The sequence below is a fragment of the Nonomuraea sp. NPDC050786 genome, from assembly GCF_040654115.1.
In the GTDB taxonomy this organism is placed as follows: Bacteria; Actinomycetota; Actinomycetes; order Streptosporangiales; family Streptosporangiaceae; genus Nonomuraea.
In genome coordinates this window covers 183,168-203,736 of sequence record NZ_JBFAHJ010000021.1, presented here as the reverse complement: position 1 = coordinate 203,736, position 20,569 = coordinate 183,168, and the positions used below count along the sequence as shown (strand labels likewise).

14 protein-coding genes are annotated in these 20,569 nt (G+C 69.7%); 4 read left to right on the top strand and 10 right to left on the bottom strand.

All coding sequences use genetic code 11. From position 1 onward, the window contains the following. Positions 1–115: 115 nt before the first annotated feature. The 5 genes from AB0H84_RS32950 to AB0H84_RS32930 all read right to left on the bottom strand — a co-directional run bounded on the left by AB0H84_RS32950 (position 116) and on the right by AB0H84_RS32930 (position 12,357). Complete coding sequence (locus AB0H84_RS32950; protein ID WP_357612915.1) at positions 116–6,373, bottom strand: RHS repeat-associated core domain-containing protein; 6,258 nt, start codon at positions 6,371–6,373, stop codon at positions 116–118. Between the two features lie 65 nt (positions 6,374–6,438). Then, on the bottom strand, positions 6,439–9,660 hold the full coding sequence (locus AB0H84_RS32945) for a LamG-like jellyroll fold domain-containing protein (RefSeq protein ID WP_357612912.1): 3,222 nt from the start codon (positions 9,658–9,660) through the stop codon (positions 6,439–6,441). A gap of 232 nt (positions 9,661–9,892) precedes the next feature. Further along, positions 9,893–10,600 carry an alpha/beta fold hydrolase gene (locus AB0H84_RS32940; RefSeq protein ID WP_357612909.1) on the bottom strand — a complete coding sequence of 236 codons (708 nt, stop codon included), beginning with the start codon at positions 10,598–10,600 and terminating at the stop codon, positions 9,893–9,895. Between the two features lie 9 nt (positions 10,601–10,609). Further along, positions 10,610–10,900, bottom strand: a complete 291-nt coding sequence (locus tag AB0H84_RS32935) for an ATP/GTP-binding protein (protein ID WP_344987072.1) — start codon at positions 10,898–10,900, stop codon at positions 10,610–10,612. Beyond that, positions 10,897–12,357, bottom strand: coding sequence for a 3-hydroxybutyryl-CoA dehydrogenase (locus AB0H84_RS32930; RefSeq protein WP_357612907.1), 1,461 nt, complete (start codon positions 12,355–12,357; stop codon positions 10,897–10,899). The genes AB0H84_RS32935 and AB0H84_RS32930 overlap by 4 nt, the downstream gene beginning before the upstream one ends. A 36-nt stretch (positions 12,358–12,393) precedes the next feature. Here AB0H84_RS32930 and nucS point away from each other — a divergent pair, with 36 nt between their 5' ends. From nucS to AB0H84_RS32915, 3 genes are all read left to right on the top strand, one after another. Continuing rightward, positions 12,394–13,056: an endonuclease NucS gene (gene nucS / locus AB0H84_RS32925; RefSeq protein ID WP_357612904.1), complete on the top strand. Its 663-nt coding sequence runs from the start codon at positions 12,394–12,396 to the stop codon at positions 13,054–13,056. 486 nt (positions 13,057–13,542) lie between these two features. After that, on the top strand, positions 13,543–15,015 hold the full coding sequence (locus AB0H84_RS32920; protein ID WP_357612901.1) for an aldehyde dehydrogenase family protein: 1,473 nt from the start codon (positions 13,543–13,545) through the stop codon (positions 15,013–15,015). A gap of 144 nt (positions 15,016–15,159) precedes the next feature. After that, on the top strand, positions 15,160–15,702 hold the full coding sequence (locus AB0H84_RS32915; RefSeq protein WP_357612898.1) for a TetR/AcrR family transcriptional regulator: 543 nt from the start codon (positions 15,160–15,162) through the stop codon (positions 15,700–15,702). 100 nt (positions 15,703–15,802) lie between these two features. On the opposite strand, the gene AB0H84_RS32910 is transcribed toward AB0H84_RS32915, so the two are convergent. The 4 genes from AB0H84_RS32910 to AB0H84_RS32895 are packed head-to-tail and all read right to left on the bottom strand — an operon-like array spanning position 15,803 to position 19,353. After that, entirely contained in the window at positions 15,803–16,120 is a 318-nt protein-coding gene (locus AB0H84_RS32910; protein ID WP_357612921.1) for an STAS domain-containing protein, read from the bottom strand. 57 nt (positions 16,121–16,177) lie between these two features. Next, a complete protein-coding gene (locus AB0H84_RS32905; RefSeq protein WP_357612895.1) occupies positions 16,178–17,347 on the bottom strand; it encodes a histidine kinase in 1,170 nt (389 codons plus the stop codon). Further along, the gene (locus AB0H84_RS32900) at positions 17,348–18,457 is read right to left on the bottom strand and encodes an ABC transporter permease (RefSeq protein ID WP_357612893.1); all 1,110 of its coding nucleotides are present in this window, start codon (positions 18,455–18,457) and stop codon (positions 17,348–17,350) included. Beyond that, on the bottom strand, positions 18,454–19,353 hold the full coding sequence (locus AB0H84_RS32895; protein WP_357612890.1) for an ATP-binding cassette domain-containing protein: 900 nt from the start codon (positions 19,351–19,353) through the stop codon (positions 18,454–18,456). Before AB0H84_RS32895 ends, AB0H84_RS32900 begins: the two co-directional genes overlap by 4 nt. A gap of 127 nt (positions 19,354–19,480) precedes the next feature. On the opposite strand from AB0H84_RS32895, the gene AB0H84_RS32890 reads away from it, so the two are divergent. Continuing rightward, complete coding sequence (locus AB0H84_RS32890; RefSeq protein WP_357612887.1) at positions 19,481–20,071, top strand: cob(I)yrinic acid a,c-diamide adenosyltransferase; 591 nt, start codon at positions 19,481–19,483, stop codon at positions 20,069–20,071. Between the two features lie 34 nt (positions 20,072–20,105). Here the strand turns inward: AB0H84_RS32890 and AB0H84_RS32885 are convergent, their stop codons facing one another. Further along, entirely contained in the window at positions 20,106–20,483 is a 378-nt protein-coding gene (locus AB0H84_RS32885) for a DUF2550 domain-containing protein (protein ID WP_357612884.1), read from the bottom strand. Positions 20,484–20,569: the final 86 nt, after the last annotated feature.

Sequence of the window (20,569 nt, the reverse complement as noted above, 5' to 3'; positions counted from 1 at the left end):
ACCGATATGCTAATAATGGTGTCTGGAGTTCTGAGGTGTGCTCTCCCGATCCCGCGCCCGTGCCGGCGGGTGCCGGCCCGGGACCGCAAGGGTCCCGGGCCGGCGTCAGGGGCGGTCAGCCGCCGCCGAGGAGGATGTCGAGCAGGTCGATGGCGTCGTCCAGCCCGCTCTTGTTGAACCAGTTGGTGACCTTTGCTCCGGCTTCGGCGATCGTGCCCGTCCTGGTGTTCTCGGGCTCGATCTTCTCCGGCTTGAAGAGCTGCTTCTGCCCTTGGCCGGAGCCGCCGGGCCGGGCGATGCTGGGCGGAGGCGGCCCGTCCGGGTACATCTCCCCGTTGCGGTAGACGCTCACGGACTGCGTCGGCTGCACGGTTCCGTCGTTCCGGTAGACCTGGCCCGGACGCACCGGCGAACGGCCTGTCTTGGGCGGCGAGGAGCGCTGTACCGCCCTATGGCTGGTCGGCCGCCACGCCGGCCGGTGCCCTCGCTGGAGCGCGGCCGGGCGTCTGCCCGCCCGGTGGTTCCTCGCCCTGGACGCCAGGGCGGCCCGCCGCTTCGCCGCCGCCTCTGCGGCCTTCCTCCTGGCCTCCCTTCTCGCCTTCGCCGCCGCGGCACGGCGCTTGGCCGCGGCCTGCGCCGCCTTCCTGGCCTTCTCCGCCGCCTTCTTGGCCGCGGCGACTGCCCTCTTGCGTGCCGCCGCAATGGCGGCCCTCTTCCTGGCCAGCTCCATGGCCTTCTTCCTGGCCAGTGCCGCCGCCCGGCGCTTGGCCGCCGCGATGGCCGCGCGCCTGGCCGCCGCCCGGGCCGCCGCGAGCGCCGCCCGCCTGGCCGCCGCCTGGGCGAGCTTCCTGGCGATGATGCGGGCCGCGATCCTGGCCGCGATGCCGACCACGATCCAGAACAGCTGGCCGTCGGGGTCGCTCATGGTGACGGGGCTGTTGTTGGCGTAGGCGTAGGCGTTGAGCTGCTGCGGGTCGTCCTCGTCGATGACGGGGTCGACCGATATGAACCGGCCGTTCTTGGGGTCGTACTCGCGGGCGCCCAGGTGCACGAGCCCGGTCGTCGCGTCGTGCGTGCCCCCGACGAACCCGCGCTGGCCGGGCCACCACGGTGGCGGTGAGCCCCGGTCCTCGCCGAACGGCGTCATCCTCCTGATGGCCAGCTCACCGGTCCCGGCGTTGATCGCGGCCTGCGCGGTGCCGAGGTGGTCGTTGGCCAGGAAGTAGACCTGGTTGTCGGGCGTGCGTACCGCGATGGGCTGGTCGTTGATGGTGTAGTAGCGGGTCTGCTCGACGGCGTTCTTGCCGTAGTCGAAGCGCAGCTCCATGTCGTCGATGTAGAGCGTGGCGTCGGTCGGCGTCTTGCGGATCAGCCGGTCGCCCTCGGCGTCGTAGATGAAGGAGGTGGTCTTGCCCGCCTCCGTCACCGACTCGAGGTTGCCCTCGGCGTCCCAGACCAGGGTCTGGTCGGAGTTGCCGACCTTGCGCCTGGTGGTGTTGCCCGCGTTGTCGTACTCGAACAGGTCCGAGCCGACGCTCTGCAGGGCGTGCGGCTGCTTGCCGCCGGCCGCCGGGTAGGTGAAGGTGCGGGTGCTCTCGGCCCCGCCGCCCCAGGCGTGCTTCGTCTCCTTGATCCGGTTGCCGGTGGAGTCGTAGCCGTAGCTGACCGCGTACGGGGCCACGCCACCGATCTTGTCGGACTGCGGGGTGCCGCTGGCGCAGTCGTCGGTGGCCGTCCACGCCGAGGTCAGGCGGCGCAGATGGTCATACTTGAAGCACTGCGTGTCCTGGTTCTGGGCCTTCTCCGCGATCTTGGTGATGTTGCCCGCGGGGTCGTAGGTGTAGTTCAGGTCGAGGTCGGTCGACGCGGCGCCCTCCCTGTCCAGGAGCGACCTGGTCAGCCTGCGGGTGGCCTCGTCATGGGTGTAGGTGAGCCAGGTCTTCTTCCCTCCCGTGCCCAGCTCCAGCTGGCTGGTCTCGCCCAGCTTGGAGTAGCGGGCCGCGAGGACGTACGACGACAGGCCGCCGACCTTGATCGCCTGGCCGAGCTCGTCGTAGGTGTAGACGACCTGCTCATCCTCCAGGCCGCCCACGGCCGGGAAGCTGACGGACTGCACCTGGTCGTCGAGCGTGTAGCGGGTGTTGAGCACGTACGAGCCGGCCAGCTTCCCTTCGCGGTCCGGGATGGTGACCGTCTGGCGCAGCGTGCGGTAGTCGGAGTCGATGGCGTTGATCTCGGCCTTGTACGCCTGCCCGCCGGCGTAGCGGATGCTGGCGTTCATGTGGCCCTTGGCCAGCGCGTCGTACTTCCACTCGGCCAGCAGCGTGCCGCTCGCCGAGCCCTCGCGCAGCTCCTTCTTGCGGCCCAGCTCGTCGTATCCGTACCACAGCGTCTTGCCGCGGGAGTCGGTGGTGGTGACCACCTCGTCCGCGTCGTTGTACGTCATGGTCGTGACGCCCTTGTCCGGGTCCTCGGACTTGATCTCCCGGCCGCGTACGTCGTAGTGGTGCCGCCAGACGTTGCCCGCCGAGTCGGTCACCGTGGACAGCCGGCCGGCGGCGTCGTAGGTGTACTTGGTGGACTCGTACTCGCCCGTCGGCGTGTTGCCCTTGTACTGCCGCAGCTCGATGATGCGGTCGTCGGCGTCGCCGATGCGGGTGGTGGCGGTGCCGCCCAGCGGTGCGGTGATGTCCACCCGGTCGCCCTGGCGGACGGCCGAGACCCGCAGCTTCTCCGTGCCCTTCGACTTGAGGATCTGGGCGTTGACGTCGCCCGCTCCGTCGAAGGTGTTGACCACCTGGTTGGGCACGTCGGTATCGGCCACGCCCAGCAGGTCGGTGGAGGGGTTGCCGGTGGCGAAGTAGCCGGTGTTGTTCTTGGCGACCTCGCCGAGCGAGTTGTAGACGGTGTCGGTGATCGTGCGGCCGTCACGCAGGTTGGGGTCCTGCGTCTGGTCGTCACGGGGCGCCGGCTCCTGGGTCTGGCGCTCGCGCATCAGACCGTCGTACAGCTCGTAACTGGTGGTGTAGCCGCCGTCGGCGCGCAGCGTCTTGGTGGTCACCACGCTGGGGCCGTCGGTGCGCATCAGGTACGAGTACTCGGTGTTCGGCGACTGTCCGGCCGCCTTGCTGCGGTCGCTCTGCCACACCTTGATGAGGCGGCCGAGCGGGTCGTGCTCCATCTCCGTGCGCTTGCCGTTGGCGTCGATCTCGGCGATCGGCTCGCCCCACGCGGGCTCTAGCACGGTCTTGTCGACGAAGCCAAGCTGGTTCGTCTCCGTGACCTCGGTCGGCTGGGCTCCGGTGGCCGGCAGGTAGGCGGTGGTGGACTTGGTGCCCACGGAGTCGGTCTCGCTGGTCTCGCGACCGTAGACGTCGTACGTGTGGGTGCTGTCGGTCACCGTCGTGCCGTCTCCGGACGCGAGCTGCTGGACCGTGGTCACGTCGCCCTTGCTCGGAGCCTGCCCGTACGCCTTGTTGTCGTACTGGACCTTCTCGTCGGAGATGATCTCGCCCGCCGCCAGCGTGGAGACGGAGGTGCCGCAGCCCGCGGCGACCTTCTGGATGCGGCTGGTGTAGTCGAGCATCCAGCTCGTGTCGTTGCGGGCGTAGGTGTAGCGGGTGCACTGGTCGTCGTCGGCGGTGGCCAGGTCGCCCTTGTCCTCCACCTGCGTGAGCAGGCCCTTGGCGTCGTAGCCGCGCTCCTCACCGGTTCGCCGCCACTTGCCGCCGGCCAGGGCGGTACGGGTGACCATCGACTTGGGCTGCACCACGTACGCGGTCTTGGTGATGCCACCCTGCGTGGACTCGGCCGTCTTCAGCGACCAGGGCTCCTCGACGGTCGAGGTCAGGATCGCCCCGCCGTCCCCGTCGAAGAGGGTCTCCTCCCGCTCGAACCCGGCCAGCTGGTCCAGGTCGTCCAGCTTCACGCCCTCGGTGTCCTCGACCTGGGCGCTGCGCTTGGAGCCGTCGGCCTGCTTGTCACCGTGCATGCCCCGGAAGTAGCGGAACTCGGTGAGCGTGCGCTTGGTGTCCTGCCCGTCGCCCTCGCGCACCCGGACCCGGCCGTACCCGCGCCAGTCCGACCAGGTGCGGTGCTCGGGCTTGACCAGGATGTTCTCGGCGTAGCGCCAGGCGCCACCGTCCAGGTACTCGTAGTCGGTGACCTTGTTGGGCGCGCCGCCGACGCGGTCGACCTCCACCGTCTGAGCCACGACGTACTTGTGGAACCAGTCGGTGACCTCGGTCTCGTTCGGCGGGGCCCAGCGCTGCGGGAAGCAGCGCTTGGTGTTCTTGTCGGCGGCCGGCAGCTCGCCCGGCTTGCACTCGGCCGCGGCGTAGTTGACGCGCAGCTCGCCGCCGCTCTCGTTGTTCACCGCTTGGACGCGCCACTTGACCAGGGGCGCGCGGCCCTCGTTGGCATCCACCCGGTTGGGCAGCTGGACACCGGTGAAGGTGACCTTGGGCAGCGTCAGCGTGCCGCCCACGAGCCCGCTCTGCTGGATGGACGCCAGCCACAGCGACGGGCTCATCCCGTCACCCGTGGCCGGGAACTGGTGCGTCAGCGTCCACGAGTCGACCGGGCAGTACTGCGCACCCGAGCACTTCGTCGTGTCGGTGTTGAGGATCTGCGTGGTGACCTTCGTCAACCGCTTGCGGCTGAAGAACGTCGGGGACAGGCGGTCGACGCACTTCACGCCCGCGTCGCAGATCTGGTCGAACGGCACATCCGGCCAGGACGCCGCGGTCTCCTTCTTCAACTGGTCCGGAGCACAGGTGATCGTGCCGCTCGGCAGACACCGCTCGGCCACGTCGAACACCACGCGGGCGGCCGGGGCCTTGGTGAACAGCTCGTTCTGCAGGTAGCCGTAGTCGATCCGGGTCAGATACCCGGCACGCACGTACTGGGTGCCGAGCTCCGGCTTCATGTTGCGGCCGTAGTAGTTGGTCTCGCGCTCGTACCAGTACGTGGTCGCGTTCCCGTGGGTGTCCACGGCGTAGTCGAGGTTCCAGCGGTAGGCCTGCTGGCACCAGGCGTTGGCCGGGGTGCTGTTGTAGCAGGGCTCGCCGCTGTTGTTGCCGAACACCGGCACCGTCTGCACCGACTTCGTCTCCGGCTTGCCGCTCACCCAGCCGGGCAGCCGGTTCAGGCCGAAGGTGTACTGGGTGCCGTCAGCGGTGGTGACCCGCCAGTACTCGCCGTTGTTGTCGCCGTTGGTGGCACCGGTCAGGTACTCGATCCTGGTGCCGTCGTCGCGCTTGGGCCGCCACTGCTTGGTCGTGGCGTCCTTGATCAGCTCGACGGCGGAGTCGCCGAGGGACAGGGTGGCGTTGTCCTGGTCCCAGCACAGGTCGCCGGTCTTCTTGCCGTCGATCATGCAGGACTTGTAGCGGCGCTCGACGTAGCCGCTGGGGTTGAGCTCGAAGCCCTCGCCCGCCCAGGAGGGCTGGTTGTTGGTGGAGGCGGTGCGGCCGTCCACGCTCTGGGAGGAGTAGGAGAGGGAGATGTCCGGATCGTCACCACCCAGCGCGGGAGGCGTGCGCATCTCGTAGTTCCAGCTGAAGTCGCCGGACTGGGTGCCCACGCTCCACTTCGCCGACGGGGCCAGCGAGGTGGCCGCGAGGTCGCCCGACTGGCCGGAGGCGGCGGCGGTGACCGCGTACAGGCCGGCGGACTCGACCTCGGCGGTGACCGTGCCCGCCTTCGGGTCGTTCTCGCTCTTGACCGGCTGCGGCGCGGCACAACCATCCGCGCCCGTCAGCGCGCACTCCTCCAGCTTGACCACCCGCAGCCGCGCGCCATAGTCACCGCCGAAGGCGTAACGGAAACCGGAATAGTCGACCTGCAACCGGGTCTTCTTCCCCGCCAGAGTCTTGACACCCTGACCGGGCGAAACCCGCATCGCCAGACCCAGCAACTTGCTGTCCAGCACTTCGACACTCACCGGGTCGACCGCGTCCGCCTTGACGCCCTTCTGCGGAGCCAGCTTCACCGGGAAGCCCGCCGCCAGAGTGGCCGTCCCGCCCAGCTCCGCCTTCTGCGGTTTGGGCCAGGTCACGCCTGGTGGCGCTTTCCACGCCTGTTTCTCGACGGGATCGGCCAGCGGCGGCAGGACCGGGACCTTCCCGCCCTTGACCGGCGTCTCCTTCTGCACCGACGGGGCCGAACGGGACGCCGCCGCCGCCGGCATGGCGTTCAGGACTGGCAGGACCAGGACGACCGAGAGCACGGCCGCCAGCCTGCGAGGCCAGCGCGACTCCGGCTTCGGCGTGACGAATCGATTCCAGTAAGTGTCGGGACTGTCGGTTTCGTCGGGTTGTTGAGCTCGGTTCCAGCGGGATTCGGGCAGGTCTAACTCGCTCGGCAGATCCATGAACCTCTCCCAGTCGAGGGGTGCTGTCAGGGCTTACTGGGTGGCTAAGGGTGCGGAATCGGGAGTTACTGTGCGGCCAGTTGGGCGATCTGCTCGGCGCTGAGCGCGCCGTCATACGTGCGGACGTCGTCCACGGCTCCCGGCCAGTAGCCGGTGAAGGCGCCCGCGGTCTTGGTCCGGCCCAGCTGCAGCGGGCCGGTGGCGTTCCACGCGCTGACGTGGTCGGTCACGGTGGTGGTGGAGAGCTGGCCGTTGATGTAGATGCGCAGCTCACCGGCGAGCGCGTCGTAGACGCCGGCCACGTGGGTCCACTCCAGCGGGTTGGGGATGGCGTCGGAGCGGGTGCGTACGAGGGCGGCAGTGTCGGTGTCGGCGGCCCGCATGCCGAGGGCCCACCGCTGCTGCTCCTTGTCGAAGCCGAGCTGGAACCCGGCCGCCCTGCTGCCCGGCTGGGCCACGGCCGCGGTGTCGGCGGTCGGCAGGTAGTCGAGCTGCGTCCAGGCGGCGACGGTGAAGCTCGACTTGGTGTTGACGGCTGCGCCGGTGGTCTGGGCGTAGCCGTTGACGCCGTCGAGCGCGAGCGCGCCGTCCAGCCAGCCGTCGGTCCACGACGCGCCCCCGGCCAGCGTCGCGGCCGTGGATCGGCCCGACGAGTCAGCGGCCGACGTGCCTGACTCCTCGTCCAGCTTCCAGTGGCCGACCAGCGTGGCAGCGCTGTTGACCAGGTCGGCGACCTCGTCGGCGAACATGGCCCGGCCGTAGACGCGGACCTCGTCCACGTCACCCGGCCAGTACTCCGCCGCGGCGCCGTTGACCTTGCCCCTGCCGATGGTGAGCGGCCCGGTGGCGTTCCACGGCTGGGTGAAGGCGACCGTGGACTCCAGCCTGCCGTTGACGTAGAGCGAGATCTGGCCCGCCGCGGAGTCGTACACGCCGGTCAGGTGAGTCCACTCGTTGAGCCTCGGGGCGGCCGCGGAGAGGGCCTTGACGGTCGCGGCGCCGTCGGCGTCCGTGCCCGCACGGGTCAGCGCCCAGCGGTCGTCGGCCTTGGAGTACTGGAGCGCGAAGCCGCCTGTCCGCGTGCCTTCCTGGGTGACGACGGTGGCGGTGGCGGCGTTGCTCGTCAGGCGGGCCCAGGCGGTGACCGTGAAGTTGCGGCTGGTGTCCGCCACCGGGCCGGAAGCCTGCGCGTAGGTGTTGGCCAGGCGCAGCCCCGTGCCGGTCCTGCCGGTCGTCCACGTGGCCCCGTAGAGGGTCGCGGGGTGGGCCTTCGTGGCGTCGGCGGCCACGGTGCCCTGGCCCTCGTCCAGCGCCCAGTGACCGCTCGGGCCCTTGCCCGCGTTGACGTTGAAGACGTACGTGCGGATCGGGCCGAGCTGGCCCGCGCGGTCCTTGCTGCGGACCGACAGGACGTTGGGGCCGTCGTGGCGCGGGGTGAGCGCGATCGTGGCCGTGCCGTCCGCGCCGGGGGCGACCTCCGTCTTGGGCGTGGTGTCGAGCCCGTAGACGTACGCGGCCACGTCGGTGACGCCGTTGGGGTCGAACGTGAACGTGCCCGCCAGACCGACGCCGTCGCTCCAGGTCTCCTCGGGGAACTGGGGCGAGGTCACGACCGGTTCCCTGCCGGGGGCCGTGGCGTCCACGGTCGCCTCGCACCAGGGGCTCCAGGCGCTGTTGGCCTTGCCGTCCTCAGCGCGCACGTGCCAGCGGATGAGCGCGCCGTCGGCGTACAGGCTGGTCGGGATCGTCGCGTAGTAGGCGGAGCCGGACGAGCCCGTCGAGGTGACGTACTCGCCGGTCTTCGTCCCGGCGGCGTTGTACCACTCGAAGCGGCCCTTGACCGAGTTGTCGGCGTCCTTCAGCTTGGCCCAGAGCTTCGGCGTGGCCGTGCTGATGACCGGCCGCTCCTCGCCGGAGACGCAGGCGCCGCCCGGGTCGGACCACGTGTCCGCGGCCACCGGGTCGTTCGGGATCGAGTTGTACTCGATGACGGCGACCGGGTTGTTCTTGAACTTCTTCCAGGCATACACGTCGGTCTCGCTCGTGGCGTAGAGACCGATGGTCATGGAGCTCCACTTCTTGGCGGCGGCGTCGGCGGCCCACGACGTGACGTCGAACTCCACACCGCCGGGCGCGCAGGACCCCGTGCCATAGCCCTTGGCCACGTTCACCGTGGAGAGCAACCTGGTCTTCGCCGGCGGGTTGTTCCAGGTGGTGCTCTTGCTGATCGGGCCGGTCCCCCAGGCCTCCACCTTGCGGGCGCTGCACGAGTACGACCACGTCTCGTACGTGCGCAGCGTCGCCTTGATGATCTGCTTGCCGTGGATGGTCGAGCCCGTGGCCATCTGGAAGAACGACCGGTTCGTCTGGGTGGAGCTGATCTTGCCGACGCGGGCGACGTCGCTGGAGTTGAGGTAGTTGGAGTTGGGCCAGTTCTTCCAGACCGCCGTCCACGAGCCGCGGGAGGCCGAGAAGTACGGGTCCAGATAAACGGGGAACTTCGTCTCCGGGGCGGCCAGCATCTTCCGGTCCGGCCTGAGCCGCAGTCGCCCGGCCGCGAGCTCCACGCCCATCGTGGCCTCGCGGGCCTCCGGGGAACGGCCTTCCCTGAGCGCCTTCGGACCGGCGATGCCCTCGGAATCCCACATCTTGGGCGTGGGCGCGATGAAGATCGTCCCTCCGCTCTCGTCGACGGCCTCCACGTTGCCCGCCTTGTCCGCCTTCACCGACAGGCCCCGGGTGGCGAGCGGGTAGCTCAGCTCGGCCAGCTTCGCCGCGGCCTCCCGCGACTTGACCACCAGGACGTGCGAGAAGCCGTCCACGTCGGCGGTCACCTGGAGGTCCACGCCCGGCATGACCTCGGGGTATGTGGCGGTGTCGCCGTTCAGGGCGGGCTTGGGGAGCGTGCCCTGCCAGCCGAGCTCCAGGGTCTTGGCACCGCGCGACAGGCGGGCCAGCGGGCCGGTGCCGCCGCCGGAGAAGGTCAGCCCGGCCGCCGTGGCGACCGGTTCCACCGCGCCGTCGGGGCGCAGGCGGAGGGTGGTGTCCACGGGAACCCAGCCGTCGGCCTTGCGCACGCGTACCGGGCGGACGTACTGCTCCAGGGTGAACGTTCCGTCGGGCTTGGCCCAGACCTGTCGGGTCTCGTTGCGCAGCGACGCGACCTCGACCGGCTTGCCGTCGGCGCGCGCGAGCGCGAGTGCCGCCTCCTCGGGCGGCTGGACGGTGGCCGGCGCCGATTCCTCGGGCGGCTGGACGGCGGCAGGCGCCGTATCCGGTATCGCCAAGACCGTGATAGCCAACGCCGCCGCAACCAACCCACGCACTGCCCGCATACGTCCTCGCCCAAGGTGAGCAGGGGTTACGCGCGGAACGGAACACCCGCCCGGCGTCTCCACGATCTTCGGTTGACGATCGGATTGTCACCTTGGGCATGGGACAGGTCTAGGGTTTTGCTCATTCTGCTCAAAATTTCCTTCAGCATCAGTAGCCACTCGGAAATTTCCGCCAGAGCGCGCCTCAGACCTCCGTGGGCAGCGGCCAAGCGGCCGGGTTGACCCGCTTGACGATCTCGTTCAGGGCAATGCGGACGTACGGCTCGCCCACCCACAGATGCTTGGCGCCGTCGACCCCGATGACCTCGGCCTGCGGCACCCTCGCGAACCGCTCGCGGGCCTCGTCGGGGCGGAGGTAGTCGTCGAACTCGGGCACCAGCGCCACCAGCGGCCGCCCGAACCGCGCCCAGGCGTCCAGGTCGTCATCGGTGGCCCTGTGCAGCGGCGGCGAGAGCAGGATGGCCCCTTCGACCAGCGGGTCGTGCGCCCATTTCAGCGTCAGCTCGGTGCCGAACGACCAGCCGACCACCCACACGCGCGGCAGGTCGTGGTACTCGGCGTACTCGAGCGCCGCCGAGACGTCGAACCGCTCCCCCTCGCCCCCGTCGAACGTGCCCTCCGAGGCGCCGCGCTCGGACGAGGTGCCCCGGGTGTTGAAGCGCAGCACGGCCAGGTCGGCGAGGGCGGGCAGCCGGTTGGCGGCCTTCTTGTAGACGTGGCTGTCCATGAACCCGCCGTGCGTGGGCAGCGGGTGCAGGGTCACCAGCGTCGCCACAGGAGGACGGTCGAGTGGCAGGGCGAGCTCGCCCACCAGGGTCAGGCCGTCGCCCGTGTGCAGTTCGATCGGCTCGCGCCGGGCAGGCAGCACGGTCGCCGCGCGAATCTCCTCCATGGATGCCTTTCAGTAGCGGCTGCGGCCGGGGCCGCGGTCGAGTCGTTTACGCCAGCAGGCGGGGTGCCAGTGGCGGCGCTCCTCGTCGCCCCCGGGCCAGTTGGGCCAGGCGACGAGGTGCGGCTGGCCGCTGCGGATCTCCTGGTCGCAGCCCGGACACCGGTAGTTCTTGGTCGAGGACGCGCCGGTGAGCATGCGTACTTTCCACTCGCCGTCGGGCCATTCCTCCACTTTGTCCAGCCCGGTGGGGAAGCCGAAGGGGCGGGAGGACTCCCTACGGCGGGCGCGGCGCGGGCTCATCGGCGCGGGAACTCGCTCACGTCCGCGGTGACGAGCTGGTCGAGCAGGGGCGCGGGCGCGAAGGCGGGCTCGCGGTATTCGGTGTAGAGGGCTCTCAGCCCGTCTCTGACCCTGGCCAGGCCGAACGACTCCAGCATCTCGAAGGGCCCGGCGGGATAGCCGCAGCCCAGACGCATGGCCGCGTCGATGTCCTCGATCGAGGCGTACCCCGAGTCGTACATCCGGACGGCGTCGTTCAGGTAGGGGAAGAGCAGGGCGTCCACCACGAACCCCGCCCGGTCCTTGCACGGCACCGGCGTCAGGCCGACGATCTTCATCAGGTCCCTGGCGGCGGTCGCGGCGTGCTCCGAGGTGAGCGCCGTCGAGGCGAGCTCGGCCACCTGGTCGCCGACGAGGTGCACGCCGACCATCCGGGCGGGGTCGGGGAGGCGTACGGCGTGCTCGATCACGGGGCGGTCGGCGAGGCGCAGCACGACGTCGGGCTCCTCGGACGACTTGAACCCGGCCGCGCGCAGCCGCTCCGCGAGCCCGTCGCCCTCGTCCTCGTACCCGACGACCTTGAACGTGCCGAGCCTCGACTTCGCCTGCTTCGTGTGCGGCGCGCCGCCGGATGCGCCGTAGAATCCGCGGCCCGACTTGCGGCCTAGCAGCCCCGCGGTGACCAGCTCGCGCAGCAGCGGCGAGGGCGCGTGCCGCCGGTCGCGCGTCTCGTCGAACAGCACCCCCATCACCTCGTACGCGGTGTCGAGCCCGATCAGGTCGAGCAGCGCGAACGGCCCCATGGGCAGGCCCACGCCCAGCCGCATCGCGGCGTCGATGTCGTCGCGCCCGGCCACGCCCAGCTCCATCAGCGCGGCGGCGTGGTTCAGATAGGGCAGGAGCAGCCGGTTGACCACGAACCCGGCCCTGTCGCCCACCGCCACGGCCGTCTTGCCCAGCCTGCCCGCCAGCGCCGTGACATCCGCCACCACGCCGGGCTCGGTCACCACCGTCCCCACCACCTCGACCAGCTTCATCACCGGCGCGGGGTTGAAGAAGTGCATGCCGACCACCCGGCCGGGGCGGCCGGTGGCGGCGGCGATGGCGGTGACGGAGAGCGAGGAGGTGTTGGTCGCCAGCACGGTCCCTGGCTCGCAGATCCGGTCAAGGTCCTTGAACAGCGAGATCTTGTAGTCGAGGATCTCGGGAATCGCCTCGACCACCAGGTCGACGTCCCGCAGGTCCTCGCGGGAGGTGGTCAGCGTGATGCGGCCGAGGATCTCGTCCCGCTGCCCCGGCGCCAGCTTCCCCTTGTCGACGGCCTTCCCGGTGGAGCGCTCGAGATGCCCGCGACCCCTGGCCAGCGCCTCGGCGTCGGCCTCGACCCCGATCACGCGCAGCCCTGCCCGCGCGAACACCTCCGCGATCCCGGCCCCCATCGTGCCGAGCCCGACCACTCCCACCCGTTCGAACGCCATGCGTCCAGTTTTCCAGAGCCGCTAAGGTGGGGCGTCATGCGGCTGGTCATCGCGCGATGCAGCGTGGATTACATCGGACGGCTCACGGCGCACCTGCCGATGGCGCCCAGGCTTGTGCTGATCAAGGCGGACGGGAGCGTGAGCATTCACGCCGACGACCGCGCCTTCAAGCCGCTCAACTGGATGAATCCGCCGTGCAAGCTCAAGGAGGACGGCGAGACCTGGACGGTCACCCACGGCAAGACCGGCGAGAAGCTGGTCCTGACGATGGCCGAGATCCTCCACGACTCCAGCCACGAGCTGGGCGTCGACCCCGGGCTGATCAAGGACGGGGTGGAGGCCCACCTGCAGGAGCTGCTCGCCGAGCACATCACGACGCTGGGGGACGGCTATTCGCTGATCCGGCGCGAGTACATGACGGCGATCGGACCGGTGGACATCCTCTGCCGCGACGCGCTGGGGGCGACGGTGGCGGTGGAGATCAAGCGGCGAGGGGAGATCGACGGGGTCGAGCAGCTCACCCGCTACCTCGAGCTGCTCAATCGGGACCCGCTGCTGGCTCCCGTACGCGGCGTCTTCGCCGCCCAGGAGATCAAGCCTCAGGCACGCGTCCTCGCCACGGACCGCGGCATCGACTGCGTCACCCTCGACTACGACGCCCTGCGCGGCATCGAACCCGAAAACCCGACCCTCTTCTGACCCACCACGACCGCGCCCCCGGGTCCGGCCCCAGGGGCGCGACCGGAACGCATCAGCGCACCACGGGCAGCAGGTACGCCGGGGGTGCGCCCTTCCAGCGCTCACCGCACCACACAGCACCGCGCCACATCGCGCCGCACCACATCGCGCCGCACCACATCGCGCCGCACCACATCGCGCCACATCGCGCTGCATGCGCCACGCCACGCTCGCGTACGCGGCGCCGTGCGACGGACCGGCGCGCCGCACGGCGACGGCCACACGCACGTCGGCCACCCGCGTGCCGGCCACGAGCCCAACCCTCCAGGCGCCGGGTCGGCGAGACGCGGAACGGCGCTGCCCGGCGCAACACGCACGGCGACCGGCCGCCCAGCGCCGCACGACAAGCTCCCTCACGACCGTCACGCACCACGAGCAGGCCGGGCCGGGCTCAGCGAGGGGGTGGCGACCTAGTAAGCGATGGCTTACCGGATTATCGTGGGCCTCATGGCCACGCTGACGTTCGACTCACTCAACCCGGCGACAGGCGAGATCGTCGGCAGTCATCCCAAGCACACCCCCGACGCCGTCCACGAGGTCGTCGGCCGGGCGGAGGAGGCGGCCAGGTGGTGGGAGGCCATCGGGCCGGACGAGCGCAAGAAGCGGTTGCTGGACTACAAGGCGATCATCACCCAGAACCTCAAGGACCTCACCCGGCTGATCCACGAGGAGACCGGCAAGCCGGTCGGCGACGCCACCCTGGAGATCGTGCTGGCCGTCACCCACCTCGACTGGGCCGCGCGCAACGCGTACAAGGTCCTGCGCCGCCGCCGCGTCAGCACCGGCATGATCGGCCTCAACCTGGCCGCCACGCTCGAATACCTCCCCCTCGGCGTCGTCGGGGTGATCGGTCCGTGGAACTACCCCGTCTTCACCCCCATGGGCTCCATCGCCTACGCGCTGGCGGCCGGCAACGCCGTCGTCTTCAAGCCCAGCGAGTTCACCCCGGGCATCGGCGTGCGGCTGGCCGAGTTGTTCGCCGAGGCGGTGCCCGAGCAGCCGGTGTTCCAGACCGTGACAGGGCTGGGCGAGACCGGGGCGGCGCTGGCCGGCGATCCGAGGGTCAAGAAGGTGGCGTTCACCGGCTCGACGGCCACCGCCAAGCGCGTGATGGCCGCCTGCGCCGAGAACCTCACGCCCATCGTGGCCGAGTGCGGCGGCAAGGACGCATTCATCGTGGACGCCGACGCCGACCTCGAGAAGGCCGCCGACGCCTGCCTGTGGGGCGCGATGTCGAACGCGGGCCAGACCTGCGCGGGCGTCGAGCGCGTCTACGTGGTCGAAGACGTCTATGAAAGTTTCATGCGCGAGCTGTCCGACCGGGTGACAAAGGTGAAGGCCGGCGAGGACTACGGTCCGATCACGATGCCGGGGCAGGTGGACATCATCAAGCGGCACATCGACGACGCCGCCAAATCCGGAAAAGTCGTCACTGGCGGCCCCGGTTCCGTACGCGCCCCGTACGTCGACCCCGTGATCGTCGAGGACGTGCCCGAGGACTCCGCCGCGGTGCGCGAGGAGACGTTCGGCCCGACCATCACCGTACGCCGCACCCGCGACGCCCAGGAGGCCCTGGACCTGGCCAACGCCTCCGCGTACGGCCTGGGCGGCACCGTCTTCTCCCGCGACACGCGCAGGGCCACGGAACTCGCCCGCATGATGCGTACCGGGATGACCGCCATCAACTCGGTCATCTCGTTCGCCGGCGTTCCGGCGCTGCCGTTCGGCGGAGTGGGCGACTCGGGGTTCGGGCGGATACACGGGGCCGACGGCCTGCGCGAGTTCACCAGGCCCAAAGCCATCTCCCGTCAGCGCTTCGCGATGCCCGGGATGAACCTGACCTCGTTCACCCGGGGACCCGCGGAACTTGAGCGGCTGATCAGACTTGTCACGCTCTTGCACGGCCGACGTAAAAGATAATCTTCTTACCCTTTCCCAAAACGGATCATCCGTCCATAATTGTGTGCTCTGGGGGCCACGATCATGTTGGACGGGTGGAATGTGAACCGGTCTTACCGGGGAATGTCAGCTGAGCAAAGACTGGCAGACAGACGCGAGCGGCTCATGACGGCCGCGTACACGCTATACGCGAAGCCAGGGTTCACCGCGACGACCATCGAAAGGCTGTGCTCGGAGGCGAGGATCTCCAACCGCGCCTTCTACGAATGTTTCGGTGGACGCGAGGAGCTCCTCCAGGCGTTACACGAGCGCTGCGTGGAAGAAAGCCTGGCCGTCGTGACCCAAGCCGTCCAGGAGGCCCCGAAGACGCTTGACGACAGGGTCAAGGCCGGGATTCAGGCCTATGTCGAGTTCACCACGGCCGACTGGCGGCGGGCCCGCATCATGCACGTCGAGGTGCGCCGGTCGGGAGATGTCCTGACACAGTCGCGTCAGCGCGCGGTGGACGCGTTCGCGCGCCTCGTCGAGGAGGCGTCGGCCGATTTCGTGGAGACCACCGGGATGAATCGGCGACTGGTGGCGCTCGGCGTAGTTGGAGCGCTGCAAGAGCTGCTCATCGAATGGCTGCACGCGAACGACCAACCGTCGATCGACGAACTCACCGACGTCGCCGTGCACATCTTCACCAGGAGCCTCGGCAAGCCCTGACTATTCGACGGCCATTTCCATTGGTCGGCCCGAAATCTACATTTTGGCTACAAAGAAAGAGCGGGCAACGGCTGATCGTCGCCCGCTCCGATATGTCACATCAGGCCACCGCGGCAGCGGGAACCTCCACGTGCAGAACCCGATTCAGCCGGGTCACCGCGAGTATCCGCATGATCCTCGGTGGCACCCCCCGAAGAACAAGGCGGCGTTGCACGCTCAGCGCGCGCCGATGCGAGCCCACCAGCACTCCGAGACCGGTCGCGTCGATCATCTCCAGCTTGGAGAGATCCAGGATCAGGTCACCCTCGCCGGAGTCGAGAGCGTCGTGCAGACGCTCCCGCACCCCCGCAGAGGTGCCGGCGTCGAGCCTGGCACCGATCCGCACCACCTGGGCACTCGGATTGCCACGGACTCGCATGCCACCTCCCCAATTGATCAGCAGAGCGCTCATCGAGCCGAACTCTGTAGGTCTCCCCTACCCATTCAGCGGAAGTGACACGACTGCTTTCAGCAGGAACTCTCCGTCCTCCGTCGGGTACGCGCTCACCTCGCCGCCCACGGCCGCCAGCCGCTCCCGCATACCCGTCAGCCCGCTGCCCAGGTCCGTGGGATGCCTCCGCGCCACGCCGTCGTTGCGTACGTCCAGCTCCGCCTCCTGCGCAGTGAAGCGGATCATGATGTCGCAGAACGTGGCGGTGCTGTGCTTGAGCACGTTGGTCACCGCCTCGCGGACCGCGTAGGCGAACACCGGCGCCACGCCGTCAGGCAGCTCGCCGTAGGGCATCCGGAGCCGGCAGCGGACGCCCGCCGCTTCGAGCACTCCCTTCACGCTATTCAGCTCGGCGGCCAAGTCAAGCTCGCGGTAGCCGCGCACGGCCTGCCGCAGCTCCCTGAGCGCCTTCCTGGTGAGGGCGTTCACCTCGGCCATCTCGGCCTTGGCCGCCCCCGCGTCCACATCCGACAGCCGTACGGCCAGCTCCGTCTTGACCGCGATCGCGGAGAGCTGGTGCCCCACGAGGTCGTGCAGATCTCTGGCGAAGCGCAGCCGCTCCTCGGCCAGCGCCAGCCGCGTGTGCGCCTCCCGCCCCTCATGAGCCTGTACGGCGAGCGTCCAGATCCAGACCCACAACCTGTTGGACAGCGGCACTATCAGGCACCACATCACGTAGACCAGCGCGCACAGGACGAGACCCGCGTCCACGGGCATGCCGAAGCCCATGACAGCCGTCCCCGTGGCCAGGGACAGGCCGCTGAGCGCGACGCCGACCGCCCACGCCCCCGCCGCCAGCAGCCAGGACGTGCGCTTGGGAACCTCCAGCGTGGCGACGCCCAACCAGCACATGAGCGCGAAACCCCAGCTGAACGGGTCGGCCCCGCCCGCGACCGCCGTCACCAGCGCGAGAATCGCCGCCACCACCACCTGCCTGGTGGGGTAGCGGCGATGGTCGAGCATCTCGTCAAGTAAGCGTGCGCAGCACCACGTGAAGCAGATCGCGGCGATCAGCGCGGGCACGGCCCGCCACCACTGGAACCCTCCCTCGACGATCGAGATCGCGCTCGCCAGGGCGACGAGCAACCACATCACGACGAAGTTGGAGACCAACACCTTCCAGGTGAGGCGGCGTGCCCGCGCGATCTCGTCCATCTACCGCGCGCGCAGCACGTCGCCGAGCTTGAGCCGGGCGCCGGAGCGCAGCACGGCCCGCTGGTAGACCTTGGCGCCGAAGCCGAGCACCGCGAGCACGGCCAGCACCATGGCCGCCATCGACACCCCCGCCTGCCACAGGGGCACCTCGGTCGCGGCCATCCGCACCGGCATGACCATGGAGGAGAACGGCGGCACGTACGACACGACCGTGGCCAGCGTGCCGGTCGGGTCGTTGGTGGCGTAGAAGGCCACGAAGTACGTGAGCATGATGGTCATGGTCAGCGGCGTCATCACGGTGCTCACCTCCTCCTGGCGCGAGACCAACGAGGCGAACGCGGCCGCCAGCGTGGCGAAGAACGCGTACCCGAGGACGAACCACACCAGCACCCCCGCCACCAGCCCCGGCATCCCGGGCGGGAAGTCGGAGGCGAGCCCGGAGACCGTGGCCGCGCCGAGGCCGACGACCAGGATGGTGACCAGGTTGACCAGGCCGACGACGCCCAGCCCGATGATCTTGCCGGCGAGCAGCTGCCACGGCCGGAGCGTGGCGAACAGGATCTCCACGATCCTGCTGCTCTTCTCCTCCACCACGCCCATGGCCACCATCGTGACCTGCCCCATGAGCAGCATGAAGAGCACCAGGACGAGCACCACGGCGATCCCGGTGCGGGCCGCCTCATAGCGCGTGTCGGCACCCACCGACTCCATCTTCAGCGGCGGGATCGACACACCGGCGGCGCCGAGCCGCACCTCGCGGTTGACGCTCTGCAGCAGCACGCCGAGCCGGCTGTCGATCTCGCCGTCCGTCAGCACCTTCGTCCCGTCGACCAGCGCCGCGTCCACGTCCCCGTCGAGCACGGCCCGCTTGGCGGCGGCCTCGTCGGGGAAGCTGCGCCACTCGAACGTCATCTCCGGCGCGGCGGCCCGCAGCGGCAGCTGCTGGGAGTTGACGGTGCCCAGCGTGTACGAGTCCGTCCCGCCCATCACCACGGGCGCGAAGGACAGCGCCGCCACCAGCAGGGCGGTGATGAGCAGGCCGATCGCGAACGACTTGCTCCGCAGCCGGGTGCTGATCTCCCGCCGCGCGACCAGCATCAGCCCGTTCACGCCACGGCCTCCTTGAAGATCTCGGTGAGGGTCGGGCGTTCGACCCCGAAGTGCTCGACGTGACCCGCCTTCACGGCGCGCCGCAGGATCTCCTGGTCGTCGCCGTCGGCGCCGGTGCAGAGGACGTGCCTGTCGCCGTTCACGGTGACCGTGCCGGGCAGGCCGTCCGCCCAGCCGGGGGCCGGGTCGCGTACGACGACGCGCAGCGTGTTGCCCTCGGCCGCCCGCAGGTCGGCCACCGTGCCCGTGGCCACCATCCGGCCCGCCGACACGATGCCCACCGAGTCGCACAGCCGCTCGACCAGCTCCAGCTGGTGGCTGGAGAAGATCACCGGTACGCCGCTCCTGCACCGCTCCTGCAGAGCCGTGGCCAGCGCGTCCACCGCGATCGGGTCGAGGCCGGAGAACGGCTCGTCCAGCACCAGCACCTCCGGATCGTGCACCAGCGCCACGGCCAGCTGCACCCGCTGCTGGTTGCCCAGCGAGAGCGCCTGCACGGCCTCGCCCCTGCGCTCGGTCAGCCCGAGGCGTTCCAGCAGCTCGCCCGTGGCCTTCTTGGCGGCGGCGGGGCCGAGTCCGTGCAGGCGGCCGAAATACTCGATCTGCTCGGCGACCCGCATCTTCTGGTAAAGCCCTCGTTCCTCGGGCATGTAGCCGAAGCGCCGCCGGTCGTCGTAGCCGAGCGGCCTGCCCTGCCAGCTCACCGAGCCGGAGTCGGCCTGGAGCACACCCATGACGATGCGCATCGTCGTCGTCTTGCCGGCGCCGTTCGCGCCCACGAACCCGAACATCTCGCCGGGCCGCACCGTGAAGCTGATTCCGTCCAGGGCGACCTTGCCTTCGGAGGCGCCGGGGCCGCCTCCGAAGCGCTTGCGCAGCTCGCTGATCTCGAGCATCAGGTCATCTCCTCTGTCATGCGTCAATGGTGCCGTCGGCGGTGTTCGCCCTGCCAGTCGTGGAAATCACGGCCCCGGTATGGATCCCGCGTGCTTTTCTGATGACATTTGTCATTACGCTGATGCCATGACGCGCGCCGACAAGGACAAGCCCGTCGTCCTCTCCCGCATCTACACCCGCGCGGGCGACGACGGCACCACCGCGCTGAGCGACATGAGCAGGGCGTCCAAGACCGATCCCCGGCTGGCCGCCTATGCCGACGTGGAGGAGGCCAACGCCCACCTGGGGCTCGCGCTCTCGTTCGGCACCCTGCCGGCGGAGCTCGTGGAGGTCCTCGTCCGGATCCAGAACGAGCTGTTCGACGTCGGGGCCGACCTGGCCACGCCGGTCGTGGAGAACCCGGAGTTCCCGCCGCTGCGGGTGGAGCAGTCGTACATCGACCGGCTGGAGGAGCAGTGCGACCGCCTCAACGCCGAGCTCAAGCCCTTGCGCAGCTTCGTGCTGCCCGGCGGCGAGCCCGCCACGGCCGCGCTCCACGTGGCCAGGGTGACGGTCCGCAGGGCCGAGCGCACCACGTGGGCGGCGCTGCAGGCTCATGACGACATGAACGCGCTGACCGCGAAATACCTCAACCGCCTGTCGGACCTGCTCTTCATCGCCTGCCGGGTCGCCCACGCGGGCAACGAGATCCTCTGGAAGCCGGGCGGCACCCGCTGAGCACGCTCCCGCAGGGCCGCGACAGCGGGGAGGGTCAGGCGACGTCCAGGTAAGCGCTGGGCGGCGCGGACTCCAGCCACGCCAGGAAGCCGGTCAAGGCGTCAGCGCTCATCGCGAGGGAGATCCCCCGGGTCGTGCCCCCGCAGTCGACAGCGAAAAGCCCGCCGTCGATCTCACGGCGGGCGGAAACGACGAGGCCGCGCCTCGCGATCGCGTGGCGCGGCCTCAGTCGGACACCCAAGAGCGGAATCCAGTGGAGCTCTCCGTCGGCGTAGCGGGCTACCCCGCTCTGCCAGCCGCGGTCGCCCACGCGGAGCCGACAGGGTACGCTGCCGCGCGAGCGGGCCAGCGTGAGGCCACGCAGCACGATGAGGGCGGCAAAAGCTACGAGAATCAGAACCGTCGCTACCATGCCGCCCCCCAAAGTTTCGCTGTACCAACAAGAAATCCGCCTGTCGGACTGCCGCCCCGCTGCTCTGCCTGATCAAGGCCGCAGTG